This window comes from Paenibacillus sp. strain BS8-2 (assembly GCF_054483835.1).
Map to the genome: position 1 here is coordinate 4,770,994 of NZ_CM137010.1, position 14,241 is coordinate 4,785,234.

Consider the following 14,241-nt stretch of genomic DNA (forward strand, 5'->3'; position numbering starts at 1 on the left):
CTCTGTCTATAATCAAATTTTAAATCTATACCCAATGCCCCATATCGTTTCGATATATTGCGGATTGGACGGATCATGTTCGATTTTCTCGCGGAGCCTTCGGATATGGACAGTCACCGTTGCGGCGTCACCATTCGAATCCAGCCCCCATATACGTTCGAACAGCTCTTCCTTCTCGAAGACGCGATTAGGATGCGACGCGAGCTGGAGCAGCAGTTCAAACTCCTTTGAGGTAAGCATCGCTTCTTTGTCATGAATCGTGACTCGTCGAGACGTCTTGTCAATCATTAAACCTCTGATCTGGATAATCTGATCCGTAGTAGGTTTATCTGAGGTTAATCGTTCGAACCTGGCCAAATGAGCCTTGACCCGTGCGACCAACTCACTTGGACTAAACGGTTTGGTCATATAATCGTCTGCTCCTAGTCCGAGTCCTCTAATCTTGTCGATATCTTCTTTCTTGGATGTAACCATTAGAATCGGCATATTATGTTTGCTTCGAATCTGCCGACAAATCTCGAAGCCGTCGATTTTCGGAAGCATAACATCGAGAATGATGAGATCATGTCTCGCTTCCATTGCTCGTTGCAAGCCAATGTCGCCACGGCTCTCGATCTCCACCGTATAACCATGACTTTCCAGATAATCTCTTTCCAGCTCGGCAATGGACTTCTCGTCTTCGATAATTAGAATATTTTTCATCATTCATTCACCGCCTTGATTACTGGCAGCTTCAAGCAGAATCTCGCTCCGCCTTCTGCCACATTCTCCGCCCATACTGTGCCGCCGTGCCCTTCGACAATTTGTTTGACGATAGCGAGCCCCAGCCCGCTGCCCCCCGTCTCGGAATTACGTGATTGCTCTGCCCGGTAAAATCCTTCAAATATATGCGGGAGATCGGCATCGTCGATTCCGGGACCAGTGTCTTCAAAGGAGATCAGAATGTCGTCGCCAGATGGAGAAATCTCCACCACAATGCCATGCATGTCAAGGTCCGTCAGCTGATTCATATATTTGATACTGTTCGAAATGATATTTGCGAATACCCGATTCAGCTTGTCCGGATCCGCGGCAACTTGTAACCCTAGTTTGTTCGCAGCATTGCGATAGACCAGCTGAATCCCAAATTTTTCAAGCTCAAACCTCTGTTCTTCAAGGTAATCGTCGACGTACTTGGCGATGTCAACTGTCTTGAAGTCATAAGCGACTCTCTGCATATCGAGCTTGGAGAAGAGGAACAATTCGTCGATAAGATGGTCCATCTCCGATGCCTTACGATAGATCGTCCCCATATATCGATCTCGTTTCTCTTCCGTATTCGCAATCCCGTCGATAATGCCTTCGACGTATCCTTTGATCGCCGAAATCGGTGTCTTGAGATCGTGAGAAATATGGGACAATAGTTGCTTCCGGTTCTCCTCGTATTGCAGACTCTGATCGATCGAATGTTTGAGTCTCGCCCTCATCTCTTCGAATGCAGAACTTAGCTGAGCGACTTCGTCTCCGTTTGTACACTTCTTTCGCCTGCGCTTTTTCTTCGGCAACAGAGGCTGTGCCAAATTCCCGTCTTTAATTTGAAGCGCTGCCGATCGGAGTGAATGCAACGGCTTAATGATACTTCGCGAGACAAAATAGGTCAGCAGCAAACTCGTCAATAGGATGGAAAGCAATCCTAGAATCATCGTGAGCGGATGCCAGAAGAACGGGATTTGTTCAATCCTGTACAGCAACAGAACCTTGCCCGAATCGCCATTGGGATACGTAAAATCGAGCTCATGCGATGAGAACCGGTAATTTTGGAAAAACAAATTTTCTTGCGGTCCTTGTGCTTGTGCAAGCTTCTCCCAGTCTTCGTCCTCCGACAGTGACTGCAAGAATGGCGACACTTCCGTTACTGCGCCGTTATTGGAGATAATCAGACCTGCCCATTGCTCGCTTAACCGTTCCTGGAGATCCGACAAAAATGCCTGGTTCTGCAGCATGCCCGTGTCTTCCCTAAGCACATACATCAATTCTCCGTATACGAGCGCTTGATTAAAGTTTTCGTTCATCTTCACTTCGCTCATCTCGCGAATATCTTCTTTCCCGCTGCCGATGAATAGCAACAAGATGAACACAATGAGCAGAATAAACGGGACAATGGCCATCGCGAGATAGGACATATACAATTTTAGACGAATTGACATGTACCAGCCTCGTTTCCAGCGTTGTTGTTCTAACTATGGTTTATCATACTTGCCATTTCTAAACGAAATTGAAATCAATTCTTACAAAAGTATTACGTTATGATCCATTTTACGGATAAGTAAGGATAAGCGCCTACAAAGAACCGATCTTGTCAAACGGCCACACGCGTAGAACGGCCTTGCCCTCCAGACTAGACAATGCAACAGGACCAAATGAACGACTATCCAGACTATGCTCTCGATTGTCTCCCAACACAAAAACATGACCAGCAGGCACTTTTATCGGAACATCTAGTGTTCCTGGCTCCGTGTTCCCCTTCGCATAAGACTCTTCCAGCTTGATCCCGTCCACGTAAACGTGTCCGTCCTTCATATCAACAGTCTGCCCTTCCAAAGCAACGATCCTTTTGACCAATCGCAGCTCATGTTCAGGACCATGAATAATGACAATGTCCCCTTGCTCCGGATGACTTATCCGATATGACCATTTGTCTTCAATTAACCGCTCGCCCTCCACAAGCGTATTCTGCATAGAAACATTATGTACTTCAGTCTGCGCATAGGCATACGTCTGGAACAACATTGCCGCGATGACGGCGACGACGAGCGACAACGTCCAGTCTCGAATTTCCTTTATCCATCTGCCGCCATTCCCGTTGTTGCGTGAAAGAGATTCGTTAACCCCTTTATCTTCCATAAGTATCCACTCCTCTTGCTTCGAATGTAAGAATCGATAACAACATTTGGTGCTTAACCTATACGTTATACGAAGTACGTTGGCGAAAGTTCCCATATGCTAGTCTTCTTCCTCACATTGCAATGAAAAAAGCAGGAAGGATTCGCGAGCCGAGTCTCCGTTCCTGCTTGCAGTATCAACATATACGATGGAGTAATCTCTTATAATCATGTATGTCCTAGAACAGAAGTTGAACAATATATAACAGTCCGCAGCCGAGCAAGGCTCCGATGATCAGCCAAGCATCCGCAGCACCTGGTTTAAGCTTGAATCCATACACAGGTACTGATTCGGAGCGTCCAATTCCTCTCGCTTCAAGAGCAGAGGCCATTTCTTCGGCAAGTCGAAGCATGGCTCTCAGATATGGGATAAGCAACGGTAGAAGCTTCTTAACAGGAACACCTCCGCTTGTTGTCGTGACCTTGCCACGAGCGCGTGCAAGCTTGGAGAATCGGCTCCATTCTCGCATTAACAACGGAATAAATCGGAAGATAAGCGTTACCAGCAAAGTGAAAGCATGCACAGGCACTGATAACTTTGCAAGCCATCCAAAGGTCTGATCCAACGCTCGTTGCAATCTTAATGGCGTCATCAGTCCAAGGATTGGCATCCCAAGCACCATAATAAGCATGAGCTGTACGAGCCGAACAGCTGTCGTTTCCATCCGCCCCCCGTCAAGTGCGAAGGGTTGAAATGATAACCCGCCAATTGTGATTAGAATAACAGACAGGATGGCATAACCACGGATAACAGGTATCCACTGACGGAATAGCGGCCAGAACGGCATCACAATGGCGATTACGACAACAGCAGCTGCGGCAAGCTGATTCAAAGAATCTTGTAATAGAAGAACGGCCGACAGAATCAAATACGATGCTACAACGACACGCGGATCGAATGTATGAGGTTGCTGCCAAACCTTTTGGGGGCTCGCATCCCTTCGATTACAGTGAGCTGCCGCTTGACTTTCGATTCGTTTAGAAGCCTTCTGGTAATCGACCATACGATCATTGATCCCAAAGCCCCTTTTTGCTTGCTCTGCCAGACGTATGGCTGTTTCTCCCGGCGATTCGATTAGCGGGAGCTCCTCTGGTGCTGCGTCTCGCAAGCAACCGTTTTCTACGATCATCACCTTATTCGCAATCGGAAGCAAGGTATCCAGGTCATGCGTGACGATAATCGCTCCTCTACCAGAATCGCGATGTGAGGTTAACATGCTGCATAATGCCGCCCTGCCGCTAGCATCCAGTCCTGCTGTAGGCTCATCAAGCAGCAGCCAGTCCGGCTCACAAGTAAGCAGGCATGCAAGAGACAGCCTCCGTTGCTGTCCACCGCTAAGCGTCCATGGATCTTGTCCCAGTATGGAGAGCGGTAGTCCGATTGTATCAAGAGCAGACTTGATTCTTCGCTCCTGCTCTACCCCATCTTTGATTTGAAATGGTTTCATCGAATACAATAGCTCTTCGCGAGCGTTCGCAGCGAACCATTGCGACTCTGATTGCTGCATCGCAATGCCCAAATGCAGTAATACATCGAGATTAAGGATCCTCCTGCGTTTTGGGAGCCAAAGCGGATATTCACCCAATCTTATATGACCACTTGCGAGCTTGCGTAGTCCTGCAATCGTCTCTAATAAAGTCGATTTGCCAGCACCATTGCTCCCGATGATGAGCGTTATTTCTCCAGTATGAAATTCAGCATTCAAATGGTGCAAAAGAACTGTAGAACGATCCTCAGTCATGACAGTCACGTCTTGCAGCGACCAACTCTTGGCGCTCATCCGAGAAGGCTGATCCAAACCAAACCTTTCGGCTGGACTGTCATTGTTTCCCGGTAAACTTCGTCTTAACCTATCGATACCTTCACCTTCGTACGTCAAAGTTCCATCCGATATGATCAGAATACGGTCATGATCTTCGATTTCGACAAGCCTTTGCGTAATCCAAATGACGGTCATTCCTGCTGCGTTCAATCGTCTAACTTGTTGCTGCACATATTGTGACATTTCGGGATCGAGCATTGCAGTTACCTCATCTAGAATGAGCAGTTCAGGTGATGCTGCGAGACAACCCGCAATAGCGGTCAGTTGCTTCTGTCCACCAGACAACGTTTCGATTGGCTGATGCTGCCTCTCACCTAACCGTAATGCTTGAAGCGCTCGTTCGGCCGCCACTGGAATTTGGTTTGCTTCGACAGTCCCCCACTGCTCCAGCATAAGGACAACATCTTCCCAAGGCGTTGCCCCCACGATTGCTGCATCCGGATGCTGCATGACGATTGGAAACGAGCTTAATGAACCTGCATGTCGTTCTATTCGACCAGATAAACCGTCCAGCGGCATACCGGCAATCGCTTTGGCCAACGTACTTTTTCCGCTGCCATTACTGCCGACTAGGGTGATCCACTCGCCTCTCGTGATCGATAAGTCAACCGCCTTCAGAATCGGATCGCGCCCTCTTCCATTAGAAGCAAGAGGCGCGACAGACAACTGATTTATACGAACAATAATTTCCGACTCCAAAAAAAATCACCCCAACCTCTTCCCAATCGTTAAACCCTGTGATAAAATTCAAATCGTTAACCATAATTAATGATAATTGGTTAACAATAAAAGCGCAATACATAAGGAGTCGATATGGTTTGAAATCTGTTACATCTATTCGCAGTCTCGTATTTACTGCACTATTTGCTGCACTGTTTATTGTACTAAGTATTCAACAAATGAAGATCACGTTGACGCCCGTTCCGATTACGCTTCAGACTTTCGCGGTTATTTTAGCCGGATTGTTCCTAAGACCCAAGCAAGCATTTATAAGCATTTTTGCAGTTTTGGCATTGACTGCAACTGGTTTGCCCCTCATCGGCGGCAAAGGCGGTCTATCCTTGTTGACCGGCTATACGGGTGGTTTTCTGTTCGCATTCCCGTTCTGCGCCATGTTGATAAGCATCGTGGCAGGAAAAATAATGAACAATGATAAACTGATGCAGAACAAGATACTCGCTGCAGTCCTATTGTTCCTAGTCTTCGAATGCTTCAGCTCACTACTTGCTTATGCACCTGGAATCCCTTGGATGATGCATGTGCTGGATTTCTCACTTAGCAAAGGATTGGCTGCCGGATTCTATCCTTTCATCCCCGGCGACGCCGTCAAGTCCGCGCTAGGCGTTGCTGTTGCGCTCGGCTTAGCTCCGCAGATCGTACGCATTCGCGGTACGGAACAATCCGTTTACTCGTCTCAACAAGAAGCAATGACGATTCGTTAAGTCTAGCTTCCATTCAATCCTTTCATTCATAACAAATGCCCATAGGATCTCCCTATGGGCATTTGTTATATATCATTGCGTATTGGTTAATCACAATTCTCCGGTGCTTCCTCTGGAGTAACATCCTCCATGTTAATGCGATCAGACACCGTATCACGAATGACTGTTACAACCAATTGCAACAAATAGTTGATGTCCGTTTGGCTTTGTTGGAACTGCGATACGATCGGTATGCCGTCCAGCTCGTCCTGAAGCACTTCCATTTCCCCTTCGATCTTTTTGACCATATCGGGGTTCTTGAACGTTTTTTCAAAGGCGACAACTTCTTTTTGTTTTTTCTTAATTTTGTTAATTAGATCCTTTACGCGTTCGTTTTCGTTTATCTGTTTTTCCGCTTTGCGGTATTGCTGTACCTCGGCAGAATGAAAAATCACTTCTGCCAATTCCTTTGTTTTGGCCATAATATCTTCTTTGACGATTAGATCTCTCGTATGGAACGATGGAATGTCCGTTGTGCCGCCTACGTGGCTGCAAGCCACTCCGTGTTCATGTGTATGTCCGCCTTGTGCTGCCATTCATAATCTCTCCTCAGTCGGTTAGCTGACGGCTTCTTCTGAAGCCGTGTCCTCAATCTCTGCTTTTATATACCAGGTTTGCGCATCGATAACCCGCGCTTGTACCAATGAACCAATCCAGGACTTTGGCCCTTCAATGTGCACGAGCTTATTGGTTCGTGTACGGCCGGATAAAATATCGGGATGATTTTTGCTCACGCCTTCTATTAATACTTCTACCACGCTGCCTCGCATGTTCTCATGTTTCTCGCGGCCAATCTCGGCGAGCAGACTGTTCAGCCGCTTAAGCCTTTGTTTCTTAATCTCCATCGGCACGTTGTCTTCCATCTCCGCGGCCGGTGTACCTTCACGAGGTGAATAGATGAACGTATATGCCGCTTCAAAGGCAACCTGACGGACTAGAGACATTGTATCTTCGAATTGCTCATCCGTCTCGCCGGGAAATCCGACAATAATGTCGGATGTCAGTACGACGTCCGGTATCGCATGTTTTATCTTCGCTACAAGATCGATAAACTTCTCTCTGGTATACTTCCGGCTCATCTTCTTAAGGATTTCCGTACTGCCCGATTGTACGGGTAGATGGATATGCTCGACGAGGTTTCCTCGTTTAGCTAATATCTCGATCAGATGATCGTCGAAATCTCGTGGATGGCTGGTCATAAAACGAATTCGCGGTATATCAATGGATCTGATTTCATCCAACAGATGTCCGAAACGGTATTCCAAGTCCTCAAAGTCTTTACCGTATGCATTCACGTTCTGACCTAGCAACGTAATTTCCTGATAACCTTGTCGTGCAAGATCACGCACTTCTGCGATGATGTCCGCCGGTCTTCTGCTTCGTTCCTTGCCTCGTGTATACGGTACGATACAATAGGTACAGAACTTGTCGCAACCGTACATGATGTTCACCCAAGCTCGCAGCCCCTCCCGTTTCTTAGGCAGGTTCTCGACGATATCGCCTTCCTTGGACCATACCTCAACGACAAGCTCCTTGCTATAATAAGCCGTTTGGAGCAAGTGAGGCAGCCGATGTATATTGTGCGTACCGAAGATGATGTCAACAAACGAGTGTTTATGCAGCACTTGATTGACGACCGTCTCCTCTTGCGCCATACATCCGCATACGCCTAAGATCAATCCAGGTTTTTCCTTCTTGAGACGTTTCAGGTGGCCTAGCTCGCCAAACACCTTGTCCTCTGCATTCTCGCGGATCGCGCAAGTATTCAGCAATATAACATCCGCTTGCTCGCGATCACGCGTCGGCTGGTAGCCCATATTCTCAAACATGCCGCTCATGACCTCGGTATCGTGTTCATTCATCTGACAGCCATAGGTCTGAATGAAATAAAATTTGCCGATTCCCATCGAACGGAGCTCGTCCGATATGGAGAAATCATAATGAATCTCTATTTCTTCTTTGCCGCGGCGTTTCTCTTCTTTTAGCGAAGGTGACGCATTCAGTTGAATATTCCGCCCGCCAAGCCTGATCGTTGTTTTGCCATCTTCTTCTCCTAAGATTTTGGCATCGGAGAAATCAAAGTATTTGGAGTAATCCTTCGTCGTCATGATATATCACACATCCCTGTCCGCTAATCTTTCCATGGCGATGATATTGGCTCGAAGTGAAACTTCAATACAAGATTATACCATAAATGAATGGAGGAATCTTTACTTATTCGATAATTTCAGCGAGATCGCCATTCGCAATGCCTGCAGCATTGGCTTCATCCGTATCGATATGCATATCAAGTGCGTAATCAGTCGACACCCGTGCAATCACCTCTTCAAAAATAACGCCGCGTTCGCCGCCGACCCGTACGCGCAGCTTCGCTTTGTCCGCAATCCCGAATCGCTCGGCGTCACTGGTATGGAAGTGGATATGGCGTGCCGCCACGATCACTCCCTCATCAATCGTTACTTCACCTGCTGGTCCTTTAATCGTAACGCCGGCGGAGCCTGCAATATTTCCCGATTCGCGAACCGGCGGTTTAATGCCAATTGCGAACGCATCCGTGCGGGAAACTTCCAGTTGGGTTGCTTTGCGCGCCGGACCGAGAATTCTGACCTTTGGGAACGTTCCTTTGGGCCCAAGGATTGCTACTGTTTCGTTCGCGGCATATTGTCCAGGCTGCGATAACGGCTTCATTTCTGTCAATTGGTATCCAGCACCAAACAATTGCTCAACATGTTCTTGCGAGAGATGGATATGTCTTGCCGATACACCTACTGGTACTTCCTTTTTCATCATGCTCACTCCATTATCTATTAGAGGTTGCTGCTTGTTATGTATGAGTAGCCCGCTTCTATTCGATTATTCGAAAAGAAAGCATACGACCAATACGGTCGTATGCCCATCATACCATTTATTTAAATTCCGCGACAAGTTGACTGAATTGCTCTTCCGAGATTTGCAGATCTTGTTTCGCCAATCCCTCGGCATTAAAGCCTGTAATCATGTCTTCGTACGACTTGCGAGTCGTGTTCTGATAGATGAGGCCTGTCAACATTCCGCCTGTTTCCATGATCATATTCATAGCCGCCATGCGGTTGCTCGAATCATAGTCCGGGTAACCATCCAGGCTGACGATTTTTTCTTTGAACCAGTCGTACGTGTTAATTTTGTTGAACGTTACACATGGGCTGAACACGTTGATCAACGAGAATCCTTCATGTTTGATTCCTTGTTCGATCAAACTCGTCAAACCTTTCAAGTCGCTGGAGAAGGACTGGGCAACGAATGTTGCTCCCGCAGACATCGCAATCTCAAGCGGTGACAACGTAGACTCGATAGAACCTTCCGGCGTTGACTTCGTCTTGAAGCCTTCCGCGCTCCGTGGAGAAGTTTGACCTTTGGTCAAGCCGTAGATCTGATTATCCATTACGATATACGTAATGTTCAGATTACGACGTATAGCATGCACGGTATGCCCCATACCAATTGCAAAGCCGTCACCGTCACCGCCCGATGCGATAACAGTCAACTCGCGGTTGGCGAGCTTAACGCCTTGTGCGATTGGCAATGCGCGGCCATGGATGCCATGTAAGCCATATGCGTTAATGTAACCGGAGATCCGGCCCGAACAGCCGATTCCGGATATCACCGCAAGATCCTCTGGCTCTAAACCGACATTAGCGGCTGCACGCTGAATTGCTGCTTGGATCGAAAAATCGCCGCAGCCAGGGCACCAGTTCGGCTTAACGTTGTTACGAAACTCCTTAAATGTTGCCATCTTCGCTCATCCCCTTACAAGCTTGATAAACTTCGAGCGGCAGGAACGGGTTACCGTCGTACTTCAACAAACTTTTAATTTTCTCGCCGAAGCCGGCGTTCATCTTCACTTGCGCCGCCAACTGTGCAGTTGCATTATTTTCCATGACGATAATCCGTTTTGCTTTTTGCAAATAAGGCATCAACGCATCGGTTGGGAACGGATGAATTTGACGAATTGTAATATGATTGCTGCTAATGCCATCCTGTTGGAGATGCTCCCTTGCTGCATCAATTGTGCCGCCGGTGGATCCCATACCGATAATAAGCAAATCAGGCTGGTCATGCGGAGCGTCTACACGGATCGCGTCTCTTACTTGCAAGCCATTCAGCTTGCCAAGACGTTTATTCATCATCAGCTGACGGTTCTTCGCATTCTCCGACGGTCTGCCGATCTCGTCATGCTCCACACCTGTTACATGGTGCAAGCCGCCTTTAACGCCAGGAAGTACACGAGGAGAAATGCCGTCTTCGGTCAACTCGTAGCGCTTGAACAGCTCATTGCCTTCTAGTGGCGGAGCCTCCGTCACGAGTTTGCCGCGTTTAATTTCGATCTTGGAGAAGTCAAACGGCTGGCAGGATTGTTTGCCGAGCGACAACTGCAGGTCCGTCATAACGATAACTGGCACTTGATATTGCTCAGATAAGTTAAAGGCTTCGATCATATCATAGAAACAATCTTCGATCGATGCTGGCGCGATTACGATTTTTGGAATTTCTCCATGTGTACCGTACACCATTGCGTTTAGATCCGATTGTTCTTGCTTAGTAGGAAGTCCTGTTGATGGACCGCCGCGCTGCGTATTCACAATAACAAGCGGCTGTTCCGTCATGCCGGACAATCCGATTGCCTCCATCATAAGCGACAAACCAGGTCCTGCCGAAGCTGTCATCGTGCGAACACCAGCGTAGTTAGCGCCGATTGCCATCGTGACCGCTGCGATCTCGTCTTCCGTTTGCACAACTGTGCCGCCGAATTTGGGCAGCTTCTTAATCAAATATTCCATAATTTCGGAAGCAGGCGTAATCGGATAGGCGGACATTAGTCTGCAGCCAGCAGCAATCGAACCAAGTCCAATCGCCTCGTTCCCGATCATAAACAGCTTTTGCTCGCCGTCTGCTTCACCAAGCTTGAAATCGTCCAGAGGACCGCCGGCCTGCTCAAGCACGAATTCGGCGCCATTTTTGACTGCTTCGATATTTTTCTCTACAATAGCGGGACCTTTGCGACCGAACTCTTCTTCAACTGCTTTATTAAACACTTCGAGCGGCAGTCCAAGAAGCGCCCAAGATGCGCCGGACGCTACCATGTTTTTCATGAGTGATGTGCCTAGATCTTCGGCGATCTTCGTAATGGGTACCGCGAACAGACGCGCGTCGATTCCTTCTGGGATCGTCGGACCAAACTTAGCGTCCGCTACCACAACTCCGCCTGGGCGAAGCTCATGTGCGTTAAGATCGATGCTCTCTTGGTCGAATGCGACCAGGATGTCCAGATCATCTGAGATTGCGCGAATCGGCTTTGTGCTGATTCTGATTTTATTATTCGTATGTCCGCCTTTGATACGGGACGAAAAATGACGGTAACCATATAAGTAATATCCTAGCCGGTTTAGTGCGGTAGAGAAAATACGGTCGGTACTTTCGACCCCTTCTCCCTGCTGCCCCCCGATCTTCCAAGACAGTTGACTAATCAAAATGTCCATCTCCTCTGCTTCATAAAGGGCCCCTCTTATTCGATAACTTGAGCCATTATATAATAGAAGCTATATCGTCACAACAATTTTATGTTGGAAGTCGGTAAATTGCAATATGTAAACGCTTAATTTAAACATAACATGTTTCGATGAAAACGATATCGTTTCGAGATAACAAGTAGCTGGTCAGCCAGTCGCTACCTCGTTGTTTCGTACCTTTATACTGTCGGTAATTGCTCTCGTAGAAAAGCAAGTGCGTTATCCTGAAAAAATCCTGATACTTGCGTAGCCGAATAGTGGTTCAATAACTCATCGCGTAATTGATACACTGTGCCTGGATGGATGAGATCTGTCATATATCGATCAATTCCATCAAAGTCAGAGCCCAACATCAGATGCTGTACCCCGCCCAAACCACAAATATGGTCAACATGTTTGGTCAAGTCCGTTATATTGGCTTGAGGCTCCTCAGAGACAAACCAAGGTACATACGTCAAACCGATCCTTCCATTGCCTTGGATCAACGTTTCTAGTTGCCTGTCCGTTAAATTACGCGGATGATCGCATATGCTGCGAGCATTGGAATGTGAGGCTATAATCGGTTTGACGGATAACGCCGCGACATCCCAAAACGCCCTTTCCGATAAATGCGAAACGTCAACAATAATCCCTAGTTCATTACAGGCCGATACAAACGATCGCCCTTCGCCAGTCAAGCCTGCACCGCGAGACTCCATCACGCCGTCAGCCGCCCAATTACTATGATTCCAGGTTAATCCTGCCGCCCTGACACCTAACTTGTACAACAAACGAAGCGTCGACAATCTGCCTTGCAGTCCACCTACACCTTCCAAAGATAATAACGCCCCTGTCTGTCCGCTTTCTACACATTCATCCAGATCGGCCGTACTTTTAACCAGCTTCATCCCGTCACAGCTCAGAATTTGCTCATAAAAAATATCAATCGATTCCAATATAGGCTCCATCGTCTGCGGTAGTTTCGGCGAGATAAAGATGGCGAAGGTTTGTAGCAGCGTACCCGAATCTCGTAATCGCTCGTAGGTAACATCAAGTTGTCCTGCTTCGCTCCCTTTAAATTGGATCCCGCGATCCTTCAACATTTTACTAATAACATCGCAATGAAAATCAATCATAGGACTTCCCCCTCTCGCATATTGCAATTTATACTTAATCGATCTCTGCCAAACAAAGCAAAAAACCTGTCTACAGCGTAAACAGGCAGATTAGGCGACTTGTCGATTCTTCATTGCTCCTTATCTCGGCTCGACAATCAATTTGATAGCCGTACGGTCTTCTCCGTCGATGACAATATCCGTAAAGGCCGGAATGCAGATGAGATCCACCCCGCTTGGGGCCACAAATCCACGGGCAATCGCAACCGCTTTAATCGCCTGATTGAGGGCGCCTGCACCGATCGCTTGCAGCTCAGCACCACCCCGTTCGCGTAGAACGCCTGCGAGCGCGCCTGCGACAGAATTTGGATTGGACTTCGCTGATACCTTTAATACGTCCATGAATAGTACCTCCCCTAGAATGTTGGATGGATTCCACTTCTAAAATAGTATTCGAGAGAAGGAGAAAGATTCCTGCTTTTCTTAGGTCAACTTATCTTACAATTCTGAAATATCTGTCTTTTATTCACAAAAAAAAGACTTCTCTACATGAGAAGCCAATCTTCTTCTGTCATTCGAATCTTCTCCAGCTTCATCGTCCGGCCGCTTGCATCATCAATCGTAATCACCAGTCCATGAAGATGCCACTTGCCTTCGTCTACGACGAACCTTGCAGGGAGGCCTGTCAAGAAGCGATGTAAGACGGCTTCTTTCTCCATCCCAAGCACACCTTCCTTGGAGCCGACCATTCCAACGTCTGTCAAATAACCCGTTCCACCTGGCAATATCGTATCATCGTTTGTCTGAACATGTGTATGGGTACCGAACACTACGGAAGCTCGTCCGTCCAAATACCAGCCCATCGCTATTTTCTCTGAAGTGGCTTCGGCGTGGAAATCAACCAATATCGCATTCGTATGTTTACTCGCTTCTTCGATCAATTCATCCGCTTTACGGAACGGACAATCGTTAGGAGGCAGGAACGCGCGACCTTGCAGATTGATGATCGCCAGCTTCTTGCTTCCGGATCCGATGATCGCCATGCCTTGCCCCGGTGCTTCCGAAGAGAAGTTTGCTGGACGAACAATTCGCGGCTCGTCGTCAATCCATTCGAAGATGTCTTTGTTGTCCCAGGTATGATTGCCCATTGTAATGCCATTCACGCCAGCATCAAAAAACTCTTTGGCGATCGCCTTTGTAATCCCTCTGCCCGCGGCGGCATTCTCGCCGTTCACAACGATCAAATTCGGATTGTGTTTGGTCCTTAACGCAGGTAACACTTGTTTGAGCGCATTTCTTCCTACATTGCCGACGATATCGCCAATAAATAATACTTTCATATTCAAAACCCTTTCTATTCAAAGCCCAGTATACAA

13 protein-coding genes are annotated in these 14,241 nt (G+C 47.5%); 1 reads left to right on the forward strand and 12 read right to left on the reverse strand.

What is annotated here, in order from left to right:
- Nucleotides 1-12 precede the first annotated feature (12 nt).
- From ACX1C1_RS20670 to ACX1C1_RS20685, 4 genes are all read right to left on the reverse strand, one after another.
- On the reverse strand, nucleotides 13-702 hold the full coding sequence (locus tag ACX1C1_RS20670; protein WP_458957746.1) for a response regulator: 690 nt from the start codon (nucleotides 700-702) through the stop codon (nucleotides 13-15).
- A complete protein-coding gene (locus ACX1C1_RS20675; protein ID WP_458954044.1) occupies nucleotides 702-2,186 on the reverse strand; it encodes a sensor histidine kinase in 1,485 nt (494 codons plus the stop codon). Before ACX1C1_RS20675 ends, ACX1C1_RS20670 begins: the two co-directional genes overlap by 1 nt.
- Nucleotides 2,187-2,319: 133 nt before the next feature.
- On the reverse strand, nucleotides 2,320-2,883 hold the full coding sequence (gene lepB, locus ACX1C1_RS20680) for a signal peptidase I (RefSeq protein ID WP_458954045.1): 564 nt from the start codon (nucleotides 2,881-2,883) through the stop codon (nucleotides 2,320-2,322).
- Nucleotides 2,884-3,100: 217 nt separating this feature from the next.
- Complete coding sequence (locus ACX1C1_RS20685; protein WP_458954046.1) at nucleotides 3,101-5,443, reverse strand: ATP-binding cassette domain-containing protein; 2,343 nt, start codon at nucleotides 5,441-5,443, stop codon at nucleotides 3,101-3,103.
- 119 nt (nucleotides 5,444-5,562) lie between these two features.
- On the opposite strand from ACX1C1_RS20685, the gene ACX1C1_RS20690 reads away from it, so the two are divergent.
- On the forward strand, nucleotides 5,563-6,186 hold the full coding sequence (locus tag ACX1C1_RS20690) for a biotin transporter BioY (protein WP_458954047.1): 624 nt from the start codon (nucleotides 5,563-5,565) through the stop codon (nucleotides 6,184-6,186).
- An 86-nt stretch (nucleotides 6,187-6,272) separates the two neighbouring features.
- Here the strand turns inward: ACX1C1_RS20690 and ACX1C1_RS20695 are convergent, their stop codons facing one another.
- The 8 genes from ACX1C1_RS20695 to ACX1C1_RS20730 all read right to left on the reverse strand — a co-directional run bounded on the left by ACX1C1_RS20695 (nucleotide 6,273) and on the right by ACX1C1_RS20730 (nucleotide 14,205).
- Nucleotides 6,273-6,761 carry a RicAFT regulatory complex protein RicA family protein gene (locus tag ACX1C1_RS20695; protein WP_458954048.1) on the reverse strand — a complete coding sequence of 163 codons (489 nt, stop codon included), beginning with the start codon at nucleotides 6,759-6,761 and terminating at the stop codon, nucleotides 6,273-6,275.
- Nucleotides 6,762-6,782: 21 nt separating this feature from the next.
- The gene (gene miaB / locus ACX1C1_RS20700) at nucleotides 6,783-8,333 is read right to left on the reverse strand and encodes a tRNA (N6-isopentenyl adenosine(37)-C2)-methylthiotransferase MiaB (protein ID WP_458954049.1); all 1,551 of its coding nucleotides are present in this window, start codon (nucleotides 8,331-8,333) and stop codon (nucleotides 6,783-6,785) included.
- A gap of 106 nt (nucleotides 8,334-8,439) precedes the next feature.
- Nucleotides 8,440-9,012 (reverse strand): phosphate propanoyltransferase, encoded by a 573-nt coding sequence (pduL, locus tag ACX1C1_RS20705; protein ID WP_458957747.1) that lies wholly within the window; start codon nucleotides 9,010-9,012, stop codon nucleotides 8,440-8,442.
- Nucleotides 9,013-9,130: 118 nt separating this feature from the next.
- Nucleotides 9,131-9,997 (reverse strand): 2-oxoacid:ferredoxin oxidoreductase subunit beta, encoded by an 867-nt coding sequence (locus ACX1C1_RS20710; RefSeq protein WP_458954050.1) that lies wholly within the window; start codon nucleotides 9,995-9,997, stop codon nucleotides 9,131-9,133.
- A complete protein-coding gene (locus ACX1C1_RS20715) occupies nucleotides 9,984-11,732 on the reverse strand; it encodes a 2-oxoacid:acceptor oxidoreductase subunit alpha (RefSeq protein ID WP_458954051.1) in 1,749 nt (582 codons plus the stop codon). The genes ACX1C1_RS20710 and ACX1C1_RS20715 overlap by 14 nt, the downstream gene beginning before the upstream one ends.
- Nucleotides 11,733-11,950: 218 nt before the next feature.
- Nucleotides 11,951-12,886, reverse strand: coding sequence for a dipeptidase (locus ACX1C1_RS20720; protein WP_458954052.1), 936 nt, complete (start codon nucleotides 12,884-12,886; stop codon nucleotides 11,951-11,953).
- A gap of 120 nt (nucleotides 12,887-13,006) precedes the next feature.
- Nucleotides 13,007-13,267 carry a stage V sporulation protein S gene (locus tag ACX1C1_RS20725; RefSeq protein ID WP_006036664.1) on the reverse strand — a complete coding sequence of 87 codons (261 nt, stop codon included), beginning with the start codon at nucleotides 13,265-13,267 and terminating at the stop codon, nucleotides 13,007-13,009.
- 143 nt (nucleotides 13,268-13,410) lie between these two features.
- A complete protein-coding gene (locus ACX1C1_RS20730) occupies nucleotides 13,411-14,205 on the reverse strand; it encodes a TIGR00282 family metallophosphoesterase (RefSeq protein ID WP_458954053.1) in 795 nt (264 codons plus the stop codon).
- Nucleotides 14,206-14,241 lie beyond the last annotated feature (36 nt).